The following is an 18,019-nucleotide window of genomic DNA, read 5'->3' on the forward strand; positions in this document are numbered from 1 at the left end:
ATATTATTTCTGTTCCCTTTCATTCTACGTTTTATTAATTCAAACCCGACCTTATTTTATCAAAATTATGCCATTACTGCTAGTTGCTAATTTTTACTGAGCTTTTAATTTCTTTAAAATTTTGCCGAATTGTTGAATGTTGCCATTCACTTTTTTAAATGATTCTAAGGCTTGAGTGAAAAAGTGTTGATAATTGCTTTTTATCAAACGGTCATCAAAAGACACCACAATACCTTTATCTTGTTCATTTCTAATTAAACGGCCTAAGCCTTGTCTAAAACGAATCACCGCATCTGGTAATACATAGTCTTTAAAAGTTGAAACAAATTCAGAATCCATAAGCCAATATTTAGTGTTGTTTTGATTCATAAACGGCAACTTCGCTATCATCACACATTTAATGCCTTCTCCTTGAAAATCAAAGCCTTCGAAGAAAGTACCGGTACCTAGTAAAATCGATTTATCAAAATTATTGAACTGCTGGGCAATTTTATAATTTTGATTATTGTTTTGTTGTGAAAGAATAATATAATCTTCAAAATCAGGTAATTCATTCAGCAGTTCTTGTACGTGATACATCATTTTGTAACTTGTAAAGAGCACTAAACACTTAGATTGTGTTTCATTCACATACTCACTGATATAACTCACAATCGCATGCTCATATTTCTCTACATCCTTATAGTGATAAGGTGCTACATCACTTGGAATGAATATAGTTGCCTTATTATCGTTTTTAACGACGTCATCGATAATAAAGGTATTAAAGTGTTCATCTTCTTTAAACCAATTTTTAAATGAATCAAATGAGCGATTAAATGTAAGGGTGCCAGAAATAAAGGTAAGCGCATTGAATTTATCTAATATACGTTCTGTTAATATTTCTCTTACTTTATAATCTTTAACATAAATTGTAATTGTTGATTTTTGTTCTAAGTTTTTAATAGATAAGAAACAAGTATGGTCGTCTTTCAGACTCTGTTCGATGGCACGAAAATGATCATTTAAATATAAGAGATGTTTGCGAATAGATTTAATTGTTTTATGACTCATTCCATTAAAATATTCTAGTGTTAAATTAAGGCTGTGAATAATTTCATGGATATCTTTTAAAATTGGTGCAGTATCAAAATCGTTCACAAAATGTATTTTATGATTATCATCATCATGAATATCTGAATCATGAATGATATCAAAGATAGTTGTAAACAGTTTTTCATTAAGTTCGTGAATGTCGTTGATAGCATTCTTTAATCCGAAAATATCAATCGGTGGGATATCTAATCTTTCTAGAATCCGTTTTTGTTCTAAATTATCTACTGCTTTTAATAATTTTTCATTTTCAGTTTTACCAATAAGACCTAATTGATATTTAATATCAGAGTAACTCAATTCATTAGTTACTTGATCTAAAGCATAATCAGGTAAGCGATGTGCTTCATCTACTATACAATCTTCAAATAATTGATAAATCTTATTTTCTTGTGAAGCGTGAATTAAATGTGCATGATTGGTAATACCGATTTGAATATTTTGAGCATTTCTTTTTAAGAAATTATAGTAATGGATATCATTACGAACAGGTACATAAGTTTCTGCTTTTTGTTCTAAATACATCTTTTGTCCGCCCTTGAGATTCAATTCTTGAATATCTCCTGTTTCTGTTTGGGTAATCCACACTAGTAATTCCATTTTTAATAGTGAAACATCATAATTTTGTGTTTCATCTTTTAGAATTTGACTGATTAAACCTAAAGAAATATAATCTTTTCTGCTTTTAATAATTGCAGCATTAATACGGTATCCTAATACTTGTTCAAGTGTCGGAATGTCTTGTTCCAATAACTGATTTTGCAATAACTTTGTATTAGTTGAAATCATCACATGTTGTTTTGTTTCAATATTGTACATCAATGCTGCTATTAAATAGGCTAATGATTTACCTGAACCTAGAGGTGCTTCTATCAGTGCTTTTTCACTATGCATCAGCTGATCTAATATCGTTTCAGCCAAATATAACTGTTGAGGACGGAAAGTGTAACCTAAGGCTTCAATCACCCTATTATAAAAAGTTTCAGTTGAACCTTCAAAGTCAACTGACGGCGACTTTAAATCTTTTTGTTTCTTATAAATAATTTGCTCAAATTGGTCAAATTCCTTACCTAATGGTTGCGTCTCTCTTTGGCGCACCATTTCGAATATGACATCATGCAACTGATATTTTAAATCTTTACTGAGGTAATAAAGTTGTTTCAAGGTATCAGTTGGCAAATCATACAACACTTCAAATGCTTTAATCATCAATTTAGCAGTTGTAGCAGCATCTTCATCAGCTCGATGCGCATTCTCTAGCGGTATATCATGATATTCTGCTAACTCACTAAGTTGGTAGCTTTTATCTGTAGGAAAAGCAACTTTAAAGAGTTCTACCGTATCAATCACTTTTCTAGGCTGATAAGAAATGTTGCATCTCTTAAAAGCTCTCTTCAAGAACGTCAAATCAAAGGCTACATTATGTGCAACGAATACACTATCTTTCATTAAGTCGTATACTTCCTCAGCTATCTCATTAAAATAAGGTGCTTGAGTCAGCATCTGATCTTCAATAGAGGTAAGTGCCTGTATAAAAGGCGGTATTTCTAAGTCAGTTTTAATTAACGAGTGATAGGAACCGACAATTTCGAAGTCTTTAACAAAAGTGATTCCGATTTGTATGATATCATCGTAATCCTTTTGATTACCGGTTGTTTCTAAATCTACCACTGCATAACTTGTATGACTCACATTATCGCCTCCTTTCTATAAATCTATATCTGCACTCATTAAGCGATGTTTTTCGCCTTGCTCATCTTCTACAAGTAAAAAGCCGTCTTTATCAATACTGATAGCTTTACCTGAGAATTGTGATTCATTCTCTGTAAACTTCAATTTTCTATTCCAGATATTAGAATGTTCGATATATTCTTCGCGAATAGATTCGAATGGCACGGTTAAGAATTGAATATAGCGCGTTTTCATATTTTCTAATAATAAAGTTAAAAATGCATAACGATCTATTTTTTCATCCGCATGATTATAAATACTTGTTGCACGGTGCGCAATTTCTTGCGGAAACTCACTTGCTTCTTGATTCATATTAATTCCTATTCCACAAATAACGGCTTCAATACCATCACTATTCGCTGACATTTCAGTTAGAAAGCCACATACTTTTTTGGGGCCAATATAGATATCATTCGGCCATTTTACAGCAACTTCATCTTTAGAGAAAGCTTGTATCGTTTCTCTGATTGCCAGTGCCATAAATAAATTGAAAGTTGTAATCATAGAAAATGGAACATTAGGACGAAACACTGCGCTCATCCATAGCCCTTTACCTTTAGCAGAGTCCCATGGTCTGTTAAAGCGGCCTCGTCCTTTAGTTTGTTCATTACTCAATACTAAAATGGCATCATGATTGCCTACCAATTTCTGCTTGGCAGCCAGTTGTGTTGAGTCGATAGTAGGATAAACAAAAGTTTCTTGAAAGAAACCATGTTTGGCAGTGATTTTTTCTACAATGCCAGGATACCAAGTATCAGCAAGTTGCTGAAGCTGATGTCCTTTATGGTTTACCGAATTAATTTCACAGCCTTCTGCTTTTAATTGATCGATAATTTTCTTAACTGAAGTGCGTGAGATATTTAATTGTTCCGCAATATATTGACCAGATACATATTCTGGTTGGTTTTCATGTAATATTTGTACGACATCTTGACTATATTTCGACATGTGTTTTCACCCAATTTACAATTTCACTTTTTTGGTTAGGCACCTCTTGGTTAATAATTGCGCATTCTATTTTTCTTAGTACCTCTTTTAACCAAGGGCCGCCCTTTAAGTCTAAAGCCTCTAATATATCTTTACCATTAACCATCATATCACTACGTTGGTGGATAATTAAATTTTGATCTATTTCTTTTAAGGTTTCATAGTTAAAGATTAAGGGATGGCTCAATTCCACCTCATTAGCGCTTAAAGTATTGCTCATATCTAGTATATAAGATAGGGCAGAGATACCATAATCATAAACGAAAACGCGTAAATCTTTTTTCGTTTTAATATTTGGTAATGCTTCAAAGATACTGATAAATTGATGGATTGCTTTCTTACTATCATTACTAATCTTTAGTTGTGACAATGCAACGTCAATGGGTTCTTTAAAAAGCAGTAATGCGATGAGCAATTCAAATTTGATAGGATTCTTCACTTTAATTGCTGCTGTGTTAAATGCTTTGAAAAAAGGAACAAATTTGAAAAAATCTAGTTGATTGAGTAAAGGATAAACCAGTGGCGCATCAATACCTTCTAATAATTTACGCAGCTCAACAATAATACGTTCGATTGATAAAAATTCTGTATCCGCCACTTTATCTGCCATTGCTTGGTAAGTGGCAGAATCGATTTGAAATTGCAATTGAGATTTAAAACGCAACCCCCGTAGAATACGTAAAGCATCCTCATCGAAACGTTCTTCAGCATTACCCACTGTTTTAATAACTTTATTTTTTATATCATTATAGCCATTAAAGTAATCTTTGATTTCAAAATGTTCATCCATGGCAATAGCGTTTATAGTAAAATCACGACGTTCAACATCTTGATACAAATCTCTCACAAAACGGACTTCGCTTGGTCTGCGATGATCTTTGTATTCTCCTTCAGCTCTGAAAGTGGTCACTTCATAATTCTCATAGTTATATACCACATTTATAGTCCCATGCTCTTTTCCGATTGGAATAGTATGCTCGAATATGGCTTCTATCTCTTCAGGAGCAGCGCTCGTTGTAATATCAATATCATGAATAGGACGGCCCATTAAATAATCACGTACAGAGCCGCCTACGTAATATGCTTCATAACCGCTATCTTGAATTTGTTGTAAAATTGGAGCTGATTGTAAAAATAAATCTTTATTCATCATTATTCCTCTAACATTTGTTTATAGTAATATTCATATTGATCAGCAATAAAGTCTGAATTAAAACGTTCAGCTATATCAGCTAACATATTTTCGCGCATTTCTGCATAGAGCGCTTCGTCTGTTAATAACTGAATTGCATACTGGCTTGCACGTTCGCTGTCGCCGATATCAACCACAAAGCCAGTTTCCTTATGTTTAATTACTTCTTTAATGCCTCCTGCTGTGGAACCTATAGGGACTACCCCTGTCTTCATTGCTTCAAGAAGAGTCAAACCGAAGCTTTCTTTTTCACTGAGGAGTAAAACTAAATCAGACATTTGATAAAATTGGTTAACAAATTCTTGTTTTCCTAAAAATAGTACATCGTCTAAAACACCTAAGTCGCGTGCAAGACGTTTCATTTCCATTAATTCCGGACCATCTCCTAAGAGGAGTAATTTGGAAGGAATTTTATCATGTACCTTTTTAAAAGTTTCTAAAATAGTATCGATACGTTTAACTTGTCGGAAATTAGAAACGTGAATCAATACTTTTTCATCTGAAGCAATCCCGTACAATTCTTTTAATTTCTCATTTCGCTGTGTTGGAAAATCAATCTCACGTACAAAGTTATAGATGGGTATGATTTCCTTTTTGGTACCTATAATATCTTGAGTTTGTTTAGCTAAAGATTGGCTGACACTTGTCACTACATCACTATTTTCAATCCCGAATTTGATTGCATCCTTTAAAGAATGATCATAGCCGAGTACCGTGATGTCTGTACCATGTAGTGTAGTCATGATTTTGACATCTTTACCGGACATTTGACGGCCTAATATACCGCAAATCGCATGAGGCACCGCATAGTGCATATGCAAGATATCTAAGTCATATTCTTTAATAACTGAAGCGATTTTAGTGCTGAGACTAATATCATAAGGTGGATATTGAAATACCGCATATTGATTGACTTCAACTTGGTGGAAAGTAATGTTTGGAAGCGGTTTTCGTATACGAAACGGCAGATTTGAAGTAATAAAGTGCACATCGTGGCCTCGTTCTGCAAGTATTATCCCAAGTTCAGTAGCAATAATGCCTGAACCTCCCATAGATGGATAACATGTGATTCCTATTTTCATTTCTTCGTGACTCTCCTTTATATATCTTTACTTACGTTCAAAGCGATTTTTATCACGCGTATTAAACTTTTCCATAGTTTCATTAAAACTTTCTGTCATATCAATATCCAGAGAGTTAGCAATGCATAATAATACAAATAAATTATCGCCTAGTTCAGCTTTAATTGTATTTTCTTCTTCTGTATCTTTCTTTTTCTTTTCTCCGTAGACATGATTGATTTCTCGAGCCAACTCGCCTACTTCTTCAGTCAAGCGAGCTAAGTTAGCAAGTGGTGAGAAGTAACCTGCTTTAAATTGACCTATGTACTGATCAACTTCTTTTTGCATTTCTTCCATTGATTTCATTCTCAATCATCTCCTTTTTCTAATATTTATAGTATATCTCATATTTTTTAGATATGCATTTTTAGCGGATTTTAAGCAGATAAAAAGCCCTGTCATTTTACTGACAAGGCTTGAATATGCGTATTAAGTTTTAATTATCACTTGAACGCGCAATTAAGATAAATCTTAAGAGCTCAGCTACAGCAACAGCAGTTGAAGCAACATATGTCATTGCAGCGGCTGTGAGTACTTTACGCGCATGTTTGTATTCTTTGTCATTAACGATGTGCAAACTTTGAATATTTCTCATTGCACGTTTACTTGCATCGAATTCTACAGGCAAGGTAATAATTGAAAACAGTACTGCGAAAGCCATTAGGAAAATACCAATCCATAAAGCTGTAGTACCAATTGCCATTCTCATCGATGTCAAAATGATACCTGCCATAATCAAGAGATATGATAAGTTACTTCCGATGTTTGCTAATGGGAACAAAGCATTTCTAAAGCGCAAGAAGAAATATCCTTGCTGATGCTGAATAGCATGTCCCACTTCGTGTGCTGCTACAGCAGTACCAGCAACAGATGGACGACTGTAGTTCGCAGGAGATAAACGAATTACTTTTTTAGATGGGTCATAATGGTCTGATAAGAAACCTTCGCCTTCTAAAACATCTACATCATTTATACCATTGGCGCTCAAAATTTCTTCAGCCACTTCTCGTCCAGTTTTGCCGCTTGTAGAACGAACTTGTGAATATTTTTCATAAGTTGATTTAACTTTGTGCTGCGCCCACATCGGTAAAATCATTAATATAACAAAATAAATAATAAGACTAACGAAAGACAAAATTCTCACTCCTTTATAACATTATTTTACTGAGAACGTAAAGGTTGGTCAAACAATTTGTGCTGTATCCACTTTCTTAAACAGAAGTATAATATTATACTGATACTGCTTAAAATAAAAGCAATATACGCTACTAATTCAAGATGCGCATCTATGAATGGATAAAATGGAAATTGCATAAAGACATAATCTATTAAATCATTATGGAAAATCCATACCACCGCTACGAGTCCTCCTAGCAAAGTAATCTTAAATCTTGGATAGAAAATAATCGCTTCCATCGCCATGATGCCATGAGAAATCAAGAGCATCAAACCGTTAATCGAAACCTCGTTATATTGATAGAATAAAATGAGATTCATAATGACGGCCCAAACACCGTACTTGATTAATGTAGTAAAGGCTAGCGCTTCTATTACGGAACTATTCTTTCCGAATAAGAATAGCGCTAAAGCAATACATAAAAATAGTGATGCTGTAGGACTGTCAGGTATAAAGATTTGAAAATACCACGGTGCGGTCTTCAGTTGGTTCCCGTACCAAATATAGCCATAAATTGTTCCTAGGATATTGCATATTAAAGCAAATAAAAGAAATGGACGAGAATATAACGCCCATCTCCACCAATTCATTAAGGTCATAATTTTAGTCCTTTGTTGGAAAGTTGATAGATTTTGATTTTAAAGTATTCAACAAATGCGACACTCTGTAGAAGTATTCGGAATCATGAATTTGCAAGCTGACATCGATGGTATTTTGCAAACGGTTAATTAACGATATTTCAGCTTGCGGTGTCATAGTTACTGCATATAAGTCATGCAAGTGCAAAGAATAGTCAGGAGATATTAACAACTGAGATAAGAGTATTTCGTCCATTCTAGCGTCTCTTTGCGGTAAATTAATTTTAATATCAAACTTTGGAAACTGATAAGCAATATGTCTGAATATCTCATTCGTATTTCTATAGTTTATTTGATTGTCATAATACTGTATTGCTGTTTCTCGCGTATCTAAAACAGAAAGTTCAAGTGTATGATGATTGGGTATAGGTTGGTCAACAAAATAAATATTATCTAATCGTCTGAAATCGGATTTTATGAGATTGAGCAACCATACACTGATTCTGGACTTGAATTTATATTGAAATAATAAGTATTCAATGAAATTCCTTTTCTTTAAACTAAGCGCTTCGTTATCAATCATTTTTTATTCACCAACATCTTAATATAATTGGAGACGTTCTGCTTCTTGCTGCCATTCATCATTATTTGGATCTAATTCTAATAATTGAGGCAACAATACTTTAGCCTGTTCGATTTGACCAGTTTCGATAAGGAAGAAATAATAATCACCAAGGAAATCAGGATTATTTTCATAAGTTGGTTTAGCCATATCAAAGAAATGCTGTGCCTCTTTATCTCTTTCTTCTGCACCTAAGGCATAGGCTAAATTCCACATAAATCTCGGGTCTAAATCGTCCTCGTCAGCAAATTGCATCAACGAAATAATACCTTCATTATTTTCTTGCGTTCGATATAGACTGCTTAATTCTATTAAAGGCTCTTGATAAGAACTATCAAGTTCCAGTGCTTTAAGTAAATGCTCTATACCCTCTTCTTGGTTGCCGTGATCTATTTCGATTTTACCTGTAGAAAGCATTAATTCTTTGTAGAACTGATTAAGACGCAAGCCTTCGTTACCTACTTCTATTGCAGATTTATAATCTTTTTGCTGCAAGTAAAGTTGTTGAATATAGAAGTAACCTTGCATAAAATCAGGATCTTTATCCATTAAGGTACCCATAATTTTAACGGCTTCTTGCAATAAATCATTTTTTTCATAAGCCAGTGCTTTCTTCATATAATCTTCAGAGGTCATATCCTGTTCTGAGATTTCATCGTAAAGTTTAACAGCGTCATCATAGTTGCCGCTTTGTAACGCACTATCAGCTAAACGAGCGTACAAGTTTACACCGTTGACCATATATTCTCCTGTTTCGAGAACTGTTTCATATTCAGCAGATGCACGTAGATATTGTCCATCAAAGTACATAAGTTCTGCTAAAGCAAAATGCAAGACAGGATCGTTAGGCTCAAGTTCAATCGCTTCTTCGATTTTATCAATCGCTACTTCCAACATATTAATTTGTTGATACAAATCTGCTTCTAACATTAATCTTTCAGTAGTCAATTCCGCTTGACTGAGATGTTCTAAAGCTTCATCTGTTTTGTCTTCTGCTATTAATCCCTCAATAAAATAACTTAACAATTCTGTTTCGTCAGGGAATTTATTATAAAGTGCGCGGAACACTTCTAATCCTTGTGGAGTTAAACCATAATTATACAGCGTTTCTCCAAGTAAGAATAAAGTATCATCATCTGCTGTAGAAATCGCTTGTTCTACTCGACTATCCAGATTATCTATTTTTTGAAGATGAATATCATCGATTAATTTATTTGTGTCTTCCATCATATTATCCTTTCTGAGAAATCGATTTTAGTAGAGGTAAGAATTCAGGGAACGATGTGTTGACTGAATTGAAATTTTTAATGCTCAGAGCTTCTTCGCCTAACAAAGAAGCAATCGCGAGCGTCATCCCTATACGGTGATCCGTATAAGAGCTGACTTCAGCTGCATGCTCAAATTGAGACGGATGAATAATGAACCCATCATTGGTTGGATGTACTTCAAAACCGAGCAGCCCTAATTCATCTGACGTCGTTGTTATACGGTTTGTTTCTTTGAATTTCAATTCCTCAGCGTCTTTAATGACACTAGAACCGTTTGCCTGCGTACATAAAAGCGCTACGACAGGAATTTCATCAATTGCACGGGTAATCAGTTCGCCAGAAAGCTTAGCGGGTTGTAAGTTTGGTGTATATTGAATACGAATTGAAGCGGTAGGTTCCGCAGTTTGTGTTTCATTAATAATTTCAATGTTACCTTTCATTTCTTTCACAATATCAATAATACCCGAGCGTGTTGAATTCATGCCTACATTATGAATTGTAATATCACTACCGGGCGTAATCAATGCAGCTACAATAAAGAATGCAGCTGATGAAATATCGCCAGGAACAGTAAAATCTTCGGCTTGGATGGATGTGATAGCGTTTGGAACAGTTTCAATATGCATGCCGTCCACTTTTAACGGAATATGGTAATGCTCAAACATAGTTTCTGTATGGTTCCGTGTAATCCCTATCTCTGTAATACTGGATTGAGTTGCTGAAAAAAGACTAGCGAATAAGATGGCGCTCTTTACCTGGGCGCTGGCTACAGGCATTTTATAATCGATGCCATGTAATTCAGCTTTATTGATTACAAGTGGCGTATAGTTGTTATCTATTCCTTCGATTGCAGCTCCCATCTCTGTTAACGGCTGAATAATACGATTCATAGGGCGTTTGCCAATTGATTCATCACCTGAAAGTACAGATGGTATCCCAAGACCGCTTAATAAGCCAGCCATAATTCGCGTAGTTGTTCCAGAGTTGCCAGTATATAATGCTTGGTGAGGCGTTTGGAATTTTTGATATCCAGGAGAAGTGACGACTACTTGATTGTCTTGAATATCGAAATCCACACCTAATAATTCAAAGATTTTCATCGTTCTCAAACAATCTTCGGCAAGAAGCGGTTTTTTAATGACAGATTGTCCCTTTGCTAAGGAGCTTAACATGATTGCACGATGTGTCATTGATTTATCTCCAGGAACTTCGAATTCCCCTTTCAAGGGTCCTGTTAAGTTTATGGTTTCAGTTTTAGTCATTCATTTCACTCACTTTAGGTAATTTTGTAAGGTATAAAAAGCTTTCTCGATGGTATCTTTCTCTACGTGTGTCACTTCAGGTTGGCCAATTTCTTTTAATAATACCATCTGAATACCAGTTGCATCATTTTTCTTATCTTTCGACATTAATTTAAAGATAGCCTCGAAATTACTATTTAAAACTGTATTTAAGGGATAATCAAGTGCTTCAAAATAATTAATGTAATGTTGGATATCAAAATCTGTAGCCAATATTTCATTTGCGACAACAAATTGATACAAGATGCCAATCATTACCGCATGGCCATGAGGTATCTTTTGCTCATATTCTATCGCATGACCGAATGTATGTCCTAAATTTAGAAATTTACGCAGACCTTTTTCGCGTTCATCTTGTACCACGATATCTAATTTAGTTTGAATGCCTTTAAGCAAGAATGCATCCATATCTTGTAACGAAGCAAGCGCCGCTTTATCTGGAAAGGCTGCTTCAATTGCTCTTTGATCTTGCTCTCCATTAAGAAGTGCATGTTTGTACACTTCAGCGTAGCCACTAGATATTTCGGTATAAGGCAAAGTTTCTAAGAAATCTAAATCATATAAAACGGCTTTAGGACGATAGAATGCGCCGACTAAGTTTTTACCTTGTGGAGTATTAATGCCTACTTTGCCTCCTACACTTGAATCGTGTGCTAATATCGTTGTCGGTACTTGAATAAAGTCCACACCTCGAAGTAAAGTTGCAGCCACAAATCCTGCAAAGTCACCTGTCACGCCGCCTCCTATAGCAACAATACAAGTATTTCTGGTAATCCCTTGTTCTAAGATGTGTTCAATTATATGTTGGTAGACTGGAAATGTTTTAGTCGTTTCATTACCTTCAACTTTCAAGATATGTGTGAACTGTTCAGTTTGGGTAGAAGACAAAGCTTGTTGTATTTTTTTCGGTACCGCCTTTTCAACATTTTTATCCACTATAAAAACAACATCACGATATGCAGAGAGCAGTTGATTTAATTCGGAAATCGCATTGTGATTGATGATTATCGGATAGTTATTATCCTTATAAGTTGTCATTAATTGCATTAGCATTCACCTGTTTTTTAAAATTCAATATTGCGCAGACGTCTCTCGTTTACTTGCTGTTCTAATTGTTCCATATAATTAGATTGGAATTCTTCTAATAAGGTTTTAGTGATTTCAAATGCTACAGCATGTTCGCATACAATACTTGCTGCAGGCACAGCACAACTATCAGAACGCTCGATAGTAGCTTTGAAGGGTTCTTTAGTTTCTATATCTACAGAAGCCAATGGTTTATAAAGTGTAGGAATAGGCTTCATCACGCCATTCACTACGATAGGCATACCATTACTCATACCGCCTTCTAATCCGCCTAAATGATTAGAACCGCGCGTATAACCTGCTTTATCATTGTAAAGAATAGGATCTTGAATTTGACTGCCAGGTTTCTCCGCTGCTTTGAAACCTTCTCCAAAGCTCACGCCTTTAAAGGCGTTGATTCCAACTACGCCTTGAGCAATTCTGCCATCTAATTTACGATCATATTGCACATAGCTTCCCACACCGACAGGCATATTTTCAACAATAACTTGTACTACACCGCCTAGAGAATCTCCGTCTTTTTTAGCTTGATCAATTTTATTGCGGATTTCTTGCGCTTTTTCTTCATTGACGACTCTGACATCATTATTGTCTTCGTATTTTTTAATTGTGTCTAAATCATATTCAGCATCGTCTTTAATGCCACCAATTTCAACTACACGGCTCAGTATATTAATACCTAACTGCTTTAATAAGAGTTTACAAATTGCTCCGACAGCTACTCGAGCGGCAGTTTCACGCGCCGATGATCTTTCGAGTACATTTCTTAAATCTCGATGATTATATTTAATGCCGCCAACTAAATCTGCATGACCAGGACGAGGTTTAGAAATAGTACGTTTCATTTGTTCTTGTTCTTCTTCTGAAATAGGTGCTACGCCCATGATGTTTCTCCAATGAGTGAAATCGTCATTCGTTACAACAATAGTAACGGGACTACCTAATGTATAGCCGTTTCTTACTCCTGAAACAATTTCTACAGCATCTTTTTCAATTTTCATTCTGCGACCGCGACCGTAACCACCTTGGCGTTTAAACATCTCCTTATTAATCTCTTCTGCAGTTATTTTTAAATTAGCCGGAACACCTTCAATAATTACTGTTAGTTGAGGACCGTGGGATTCTCCCGAGGTTAAAAATCTCATCACGCTTTCACTCCATTCCATTATTTGAGTAATCTATTTATAAGTATACCCTCTATCATATCATAGGTAAAAAGCAGGCAGAACAATAGATTTGATAAAAGATAAAGAATTTAGAATGTTTTGATAACTATTTCGACAGAAAGTGAAAAAACAAACCAGATTGAAATTACAAATTTCAATCTGGTTTGTTTGGATAAAATGAATTTTTAAATGTATACTTTTATATTAATTTTCGTATAACCATTCTTCGTCGTTTGCAGTATAAACACTTAGCTCATTAGGTTCGAACCATAGGCTGATTTCTCTTTTAGCAGATTCAACTGAATCTGAACCATGAATAACGTTACGGCCTACTGTAAGACCTAAATCGCCTCTGATTGTGCCAGGGGCTGCTTCAGTTGGATTTGTTTTACCAATCATATTTCTTGTTACTTCTACAACGTTTTCTCCTTCTACTACCATAGCAAATACAGGTGCTGAAGTAATAAATGATACTAATCCTTCGTAGAATGGCTTATCAGCATGTTCACCATAATGTGTTTCTGCTTTTTCTTTGGAAACAGTCATAAATTTCCCGCCAACAAGTTTTAATCCTTTTTTCTCTAAACGAGCGATGATTTCACCGACTAATTTGCGTTGAACGCCGTCTGGTTTAATCATTAGAAAAGTTCTTTCCATTTCTCAAATCCTCCTGAATCAATGTGTATTTTAGTGCATTTAATTAAATACAATATAAGTTTAACAGTTTAGTGAAACGCTTTCAATAAATATTTCACGCTTTTCTTAAGTGTTTCGTGATTCCATACGCTTGATCAACTTTTTAAACCAAGTCGAAGCAGGACTTGTTTCTAAATCACCTAATAAATCCAACGCTTTGTTAAGATAATGCTTACTTATAGCTTTTGATTGTTCTATACTTTCAGATGAACGGATGTAACGCACACAATACTCAAAGTCTTCGTTAGGGCTATTTGGTCCTAAGGAGTCAATCAAAGCTTTGAATTGAGGATTCTTACGTCTTTCTAAAAGTACTGGCAATGTTAAATGACCATTCATCAAATCACTGCCTACTGGTTTGCCTAGCTGCTTTTCAGTACTTGTAAAATCTAAGACATCATCAACAATTTGAAAGCTCATTCCAATATAATGTCCAATTCTTTTCAACTTGTTCGCTGTCTGTAAATCCGCATCAGCTGATAATGCACCGAGTTCAGTCGCTAATTGAATCAACAAGGCTGTTTTACGATTAATTCTGCGTAAATAATTCGTAATTGTCTGCTTGCTGTTAAATTGGTCTTGGAATTGAAATAATTCGCCTCTGCATACATCAATAATCGCATTGGATAAAATCATATGTATCCTTTTATCTTGAATGGAAGAAATATGATTAAGAGCAAGTGCTAACAGATAATTGCCTGTTAAAATAGCAGTCTCTTGGTCCCATTTCTTGCTGATAGTATAGCGCCCTCTTCTTTTATCACTGCGATCAATGACATCATCGTGAACTAAAGTTGCCATATGAATTAGCTCTAAAGAAACAGCAATTTTATACGTTTCTTCATTACGTGGATATGGTCCATATTCACTGCTCAAGACCACAAAAGAAGGACGGACCCTTTTGCCGCCTGAAGAGAGCAAGTGTAAAGAGGCTTCTTCTAAGATAGGATTTCCACTTTTTATTGTGTTTTTTAATTCTTTTTCAATTTTCTTAATTTCTTTATTAATGTTCAACTTCTCCACATTAATCACCTTTTGCAGTTTCTTTTTCCTTATACCCTAAATGCATCGCAGCTACCCCGCCAGTAAAACTTTTAACTTCAATGTCTTTAAATCCAGCAAGTTGGAATAGCGCTTTGAGCTCATCGCGATCTGGGAAGTTGAAAGCTGATTGTTGTAACCATTCGTATTCTTCTTTTGATTTCGCAAAAAGTTTTCCGAAAATAGGCATTACAAATTTGAAATAAAGTTGATAACCTTGTTTGAAAACTGGGATTGTAGGTTGGCTTGTTTCTAAACAAACTGCCATCCCGCCAGGTTTAAGTACACGGTTCATCTCTTTCAATGCAATAACGTAATCAGGGATATTACGTAAACCAAAGCCAATAGTAACGTAATCAAATTCATTATCGTCAAATGGCAAATTCATTGCATCGCCTTGGACAAGTTGAATATTAGACATGTTTTTCGTTTTTTCTTCACCGACTTTTAACATATTTTCACTGAAGTCCAAGCCGATGACTTCCCCTGAAGGTCCTACAGCCTTGCTTAATGCAATCGTCCAATCTGCAGTACCGCAGCATACATCTAGTGCTTTACTGCCTTTTTTGACTTGCATTGCTTTCATCACGCGTTTGCGCCAAACTTTATGTTGCTCAAAACTGATAATGTTATTTAGTTTATCGTAGTTTGTAGATATATTCTGAAATACCGTATGAACTTTTTCTTTTTCTGCTTTATTTTTCGCCATTTTAATTACCTCTACTTTGTTTGATATTGCAATTCATTTCTTCAAAAACTTGGTTCAGCTCTATCTCAGAATATCCTTTTAAATATGAAGGATGATGTTGTGCAGCATATGCAGTTAAGCGCTCTGTCACTTCATCGATTTCTGCATGCGGTTTAAAATGTTGAATTGTAATGATCGGAAATATAGTTTCAATATACAAAATTGCATTTTTCATTTCTTCTCTATCTAGCTTTTTATAATGCAATGAAGTTTTATATTCATTTACCTTTATAATAGCGCTGCTCATTGCTTCCAGATAAATTGAATCATTAATTTCGGCAGTAAGCGTATAAAAATGCGCACTAATCAAATCACCGATTAAAATCGCATTTTTCGACAAATTATTACCTGAAATGGAATCGAGATGACTCATTGATGTATCTATCGCGAGGCATGCCAATTTTGCTTGAAACGGAATGTTTTGTTCATCAAGAACATGAGCCAATTGCTGGTTATATCGAACTGGTTCATGACGATGTATACCATTAAGTTTTTGTTGTATTTGGTTTTTTAATGTACTTAATGTTGAATCCATGTCTGCACCTCACGTTATTAATCAATAATCATCTTAACATTATATATACAAAAATAAAATCACTTTTGTTCAACTGTAGAATATATTCAAATTTTCAGCGCTTTTTATGCACAATTATTCGTACGTTACTTTAAGAATTTAAATGAGTATGTATTTTTAAATAGATAAAAAGAAAAGCCCCGAAAAAAAGGGCTTTTCTTTTAAGTATTGAATTCATTATTTAACTGCATCTTTCAATGCTTTACCAGCTTTGAATGCAGGAACCTTGCTAGCTGGAATATCGATTTCTTTACCAGTTTGCGGGTTGCGACCTTTACGGGCAGCGCGTTCGCGTACTTCGAAGTTACCGAAACCAATCAATTGTACTTTTTCACCTTTAGATAATGAGTTTTGAATTGATTCGAATACAGCATCAACTGCTAAACCAGCTTCTTTTTTTGTTAATTCAGCTTGTTCTGCAACAGCGTTAATTAAATCTGTTTTGTTCATTATGAGTCACCTCCCCAAGGGTTTGGTAATGATATTGTTATATCATTATGCTATGACTTTAACACAAGGACTGTAGCTACCGCAATCATTTACAAGCGCAAAACCGCGATTTATAAGGATTTTTACCAGCCTGTGTGTAATTATACTATATATGGAAAATAATATATTTGTTATTCTGACTTTTTATCTCTGCCCATGAGCAATTTAAGGCTCTTATCTAATGGCACATTTTCGAACAAGACACCATAAAGTGCCGAAGTAATAGGCATTTCAATATTTTTTTGTTTCGCTAAATGGTAGACAGATTCAGTTGTATAGAATCCTTCAGCAACCATGCTCATTTCTGATAGCGCCTCGTCTACTGTTTTTCCTTGTCCTATTTTATACCCAAGTGTATAGTTTCTTGAATGGGTAGACGTACAAGTTACGATTAAGTCTCCAATACCGCCTAATCCTAAGAATGTCATTGGATCAGCGCCTAATTCTTCGCCTAAACGGCTGATTTCTGCTAATCCTCTTGTCATTAAGGCAGCTTTAGCATTATCTCCGAATCCCATACCAGCAACTATACCGCTTGCTACCGCGATAATATTTTTTAAAGCGCCTCCAAGTTCTACCCCTACTAAATCATCGTTAGTATAAACGCGTAAATAATCATTCATGAATAAATCTTGAATTTGTTTGCTTACTTTAGGGTCTGAAGAAGAAGCAGCTACTGTTGTCGGTTGTTGAATGACTACTTCTTCAGCATGGCTAGGTCCAGATAATACACCGATACCGCCATTGTGTTCTGGAGAAAGTGAATCTTCAATCATTTCAGAAACGCGTTCGAAAGTGGAGTTTTCAATCCCTTTGGCAACATGGATAAATGTTTTTTTGCTGTCTAATTGTGCATCAATCTGTTGTACTACTTCTCTAATGGCTTTTGTTGGTAAAGCAATTAAGTAAGTATCTGAAAATTGAGTTGCTTCTTTAAGATTTTGAGTTGCTTTGATTGCTTTATCTAAATGTGCTTCATTCAAATAACGAGAATTTGTATGAAATTGATTGATTTCATCGATAGTTTGTTTATTTTTTCCCCACATTAAGACGTCGTGACCGTTTTGTGCCAGTACATTAGCAAGTGCAGTACCAAAACTGCCCGTACCGAATACAGCAACGTTACTCATAAAATCATCCTCTCAGTCTC

At 35.0% G+C, this 18,019-nt stretch carries 18 protein-coding genes; all 18 read right to left on the reverse strand.

Annotation, left to right across the window (positions count from 1 at the left end):
* Positions 1 to 93: 93 nt before the first annotated feature.
* Positions 94 to 2,784, reverse strand: a complete 2,691-nt coding sequence (locus tag CNQ82_RS07285; RefSeq protein WP_123144725.1) for a helicase C-terminal domain-containing protein — start codon at positions 2,782 to 2,784, stop codon at positions 94 to 96.
* 15 nt (positions 2,785 to 2,799) lie between these two features.
* Positions 2,800 to 3,771 (reverse strand): biotin--[acetyl-CoA-carboxylase] ligase, encoded by a 972-nt coding sequence (locus tag CNQ82_RS07290; protein ID WP_123144726.1) that lies wholly within the window; start codon positions 3,769 to 3,771, stop codon positions 2,800 to 2,802.
* On the reverse strand, positions 3,758 to 4,960 hold the full coding sequence (locus tag CNQ82_RS07295; protein ID WP_123144727.1) for a CCA tRNA nucleotidyltransferase: 1,203 nt from the start codon (positions 4,958 to 4,960) through the stop codon (positions 3,758 to 3,760). Before CNQ82_RS07295 ends, CNQ82_RS07290 begins: the two co-directional genes overlap by 14 nt.
* A 2-nt stretch (positions 4,961 to 4,962) precedes the next feature.
* Complete coding sequence (gene bshA / locus CNQ82_RS07300) at positions 4,963 to 6,084, reverse strand: N-acetyl-alpha-D-glucosaminyl L-malate synthase BshA (protein ID WP_123144728.1); 1,122 nt, start codon at positions 6,082 to 6,084, stop codon at positions 4,963 to 4,965.
* Between the two features lie 27 nt (positions 6,085 to 6,111).
* Positions 6,112 to 6,429 (reverse strand): nucleotide pyrophosphohydrolase, encoded by a 318-nt coding sequence (locus tag CNQ82_RS07305; RefSeq protein ID WP_095105220.1) that lies wholly within the window; start codon positions 6,427 to 6,429, stop codon positions 6,112 to 6,114.
* A gap of 130 nt (positions 6,430 to 6,559) precedes the next feature.
* On the reverse strand, positions 6,560 to 7,258 hold the full coding sequence (locus CNQ82_RS07310; protein ID WP_123144729.1) for a zinc metallopeptidase: 699 nt from the start codon (positions 7,256 to 7,258) through the stop codon (positions 6,560 to 6,562).
* 26 nt (positions 7,259 to 7,284) lie between these two features.
* The gene (locus CNQ82_RS07315; RefSeq protein ID WP_123144730.1) at positions 7,285 to 7,899 is read right to left on the reverse strand and encodes a DUF1405 domain-containing protein; all 615 of its coding nucleotides are present in this window, start codon (positions 7,897 to 7,899) and stop codon (positions 7,285 to 7,287) included.
* A gap of 4 nt (positions 7,900 to 7,903) precedes the next feature.
* Entirely contained in the window at positions 7,904 to 8,461 is a 558-nt protein-coding gene (locus tag CNQ82_RS07320) for a YpiB family protein (RefSeq protein WP_123144731.1), read from the reverse strand.
* Between the two features lie 18 nt (positions 8,462 to 8,479).
* Positions 8,480 to 9,727: a tetratricopeptide repeat protein gene (locus tag CNQ82_RS07325; RefSeq protein ID WP_123145657.1), complete on the reverse strand. Its 1,248-nt coding sequence runs from the start codon at positions 9,725 to 9,727 to the stop codon at positions 8,480 to 8,482.
* Between the two features lie 4 nt (positions 9,728 to 9,731).
* Entirely contained in the window at positions 9,732 to 11,030 is a 1,299-nt protein-coding gene (gene aroA / locus CNQ82_RS07330) for a 3-phosphoshikimate 1-carboxyvinyltransferase (RefSeq protein ID WP_123144732.1), read from the reverse strand.
* A gap of 9 nt (positions 11,031 to 11,039) precedes the next feature.
* Entirely contained in the window at positions 11,040 to 12,116 is a 1,077-nt protein-coding gene (gene aroB / locus CNQ82_RS07335) for a 3-dehydroquinate synthase (protein WP_123144733.1), read from the reverse strand.
* Between the two features lie 17 nt (positions 12,117 to 12,133).
* Entirely contained in the window at positions 12,134 to 13,300 is a 1,167-nt protein-coding gene (aroC, locus tag CNQ82_RS07340; RefSeq protein WP_123144734.1) for a chorismate synthase, read from the reverse strand.
* Positions 13,301 to 13,525: 225 nt separating this feature from the next.
* On the reverse strand, positions 13,526 to 13,978 hold the full coding sequence (gene ndk / locus CNQ82_RS07345) for a nucleoside-diphosphate kinase (protein WP_123144735.1): 453 nt from the start codon (positions 13,976 to 13,978) through the stop codon (positions 13,526 to 13,528).
* A gap of 105 nt (positions 13,979 to 14,083) precedes the next feature.
* A complete protein-coding gene (locus CNQ82_RS07350; protein ID WP_123144736.1) occupies positions 14,084 to 15,040 on the reverse strand; it encodes a polyprenyl synthetase family protein in 957 nt (318 codons plus the stop codon).
* Position 15,041: 1 nt separating this feature from the next.
* Positions 15,042 to 15,767, reverse strand: coding sequence for a demethylmenaquinone methyltransferase (locus CNQ82_RS07355; protein ID WP_123144737.1), 726 nt, complete (start codon positions 15,765 to 15,767; stop codon positions 15,042 to 15,044).
* Between the two features lies 1 nt (position 15,768).
* Entirely contained in the window at positions 15,769 to 16,341 is a 573-nt protein-coding gene (locus tag CNQ82_RS07360; protein ID WP_123144738.1) for a heptaprenyl diphosphate synthase component 1, read from the reverse strand.
* Between the two features lie 216 nt (positions 16,342 to 16,557).
* The gene (locus CNQ82_RS07365) at positions 16,558 to 16,830 is read right to left on the reverse strand and encodes an HU family DNA-binding protein (RefSeq protein WP_047131051.1); all 273 of its coding nucleotides are present in this window, start codon (positions 16,828 to 16,830) and stop codon (positions 16,558 to 16,560) included.
* A 170-nt stretch (positions 16,831 to 17,000) separates the two neighbouring features.
* Positions 17,001 to 17,999 (reverse strand): NAD(P)H-dependent glycerol-3-phosphate dehydrogenase, encoded by a 999-nt coding sequence (locus CNQ82_RS07370; RefSeq protein WP_123144739.1) that lies wholly within the window; start codon positions 17,997 to 17,999, stop codon positions 17,001 to 17,003.
* Positions 18,000 to 18,019 lie beyond the last annotated feature (20 nt).

The sequence above is a fragment of the Staphylococcus debuckii genome, assembly GCF_003718735.1.
Classification (GTDB): Bacteria; Bacillota; Bacilli; order Staphylococcales; family Staphylococcaceae; genus Staphylococcus; species Staphylococcus debuckii.

Excerpts from the sequence above, each read along its gene's own strand:
- CNQ82_RS07290 (WP_123144726.1), bottom strand. The coding sequence starts at position 3,771 with ATGTCGAAATATAGTCAAGATGTCGTACAAATATTACATGAAAACCAA.
- bshA (WP_123144728.1), bottom strand. The coding sequence starts at position 6,084 with ATGAAAATAGGAATCACATGTTATCCATCTATGGGAGGTTCAGGCATT.
- CNQ82_RS07370 (WP_123144739.1), bottom strand. The coding sequence starts at position 17,999 with ATGAGTAACGTTGCTGTATTCGGTACGGGCAGTTTTGGTACTGCACTT.
- CNQ82_RS07295 (WP_123144727.1), bottom strand. The coding sequence starts at position 4,960 with ATGAATAAAGATTTATTTTTACAATCAGCTCCAATTTTACAACAAATT.
- CNQ82_RS07355 (WP_123144737.1), bottom strand. The coding sequence starts at position 15,767 with ATGGCGAAAAATAAAGCAGAAAAAGAAAAAGTTCATACGGTATTTCAG.
- CNQ82_RS07325 (WP_123145657.1), bottom strand. The coding sequence starts at position 9,727 with ATGGAAGACACAAATAAATTAATCGATGATATTCATCTTCAAAAAATA.
- CNQ82_RS07365 (WP_047131051.1), bottom strand. The coding sequence starts at position 16,830 with ATGAACAAAACAGATTTAATTAACGCTGTTGCAGAACAAGCTGAATTA.
- CNQ82_RS07360 (WP_123144738.1), bottom strand. The coding sequence starts at position 16,341 with ATGGATTCAACATTAAGTACATTAAAAAACCAAATACAACAAAAACTT.
- CNQ82_RS07305 (WP_095105220.1), bottom strand. The coding sequence starts at position 6,429 with ATGAAATCAATGGAAGAAATGCAAAAAGAAGTTGATCAGTACATAGGT.
- ndk (WP_123144735.1), bottom strand. The coding sequence starts at position 13,978 with ATGGAAAGAACTTTTCTAATGATTAAACCAGACGGCGTTCAACGCAAA.
- aroC (WP_123144734.1), bottom strand. The coding sequence starts at position 13,300 with ATGAGATTTTTAACCTCGGGAGAATCCCACGGTCCTCAACTAACAGTA.
- CNQ82_RS07315 (WP_123144730.1), bottom strand. The coding sequence starts at position 7,899 with ATGACCTTAATGAATTGGTGGAGATGGGCGTTATATTCTCGTCCATTT.
- CNQ82_RS07320 (WP_123144731.1), bottom strand. The coding sequence starts at position 8,461 with ATGATTGATAACGAAGCGCTTAGTTTAAAGAAAAGGAATTTCATTGAA.
- aroB (WP_123144733.1), bottom strand. The coding sequence starts at position 12,116 with ATGCAATTAATGACAACTTATAAGGATAATAACTATCCGATAATCATC.
- aroA (WP_123144732.1), bottom strand. The coding sequence starts at position 11,030 with ATGACTAAAACTGAAACCATAAACTTAACAGGACCCTTGAAAGGGGAA.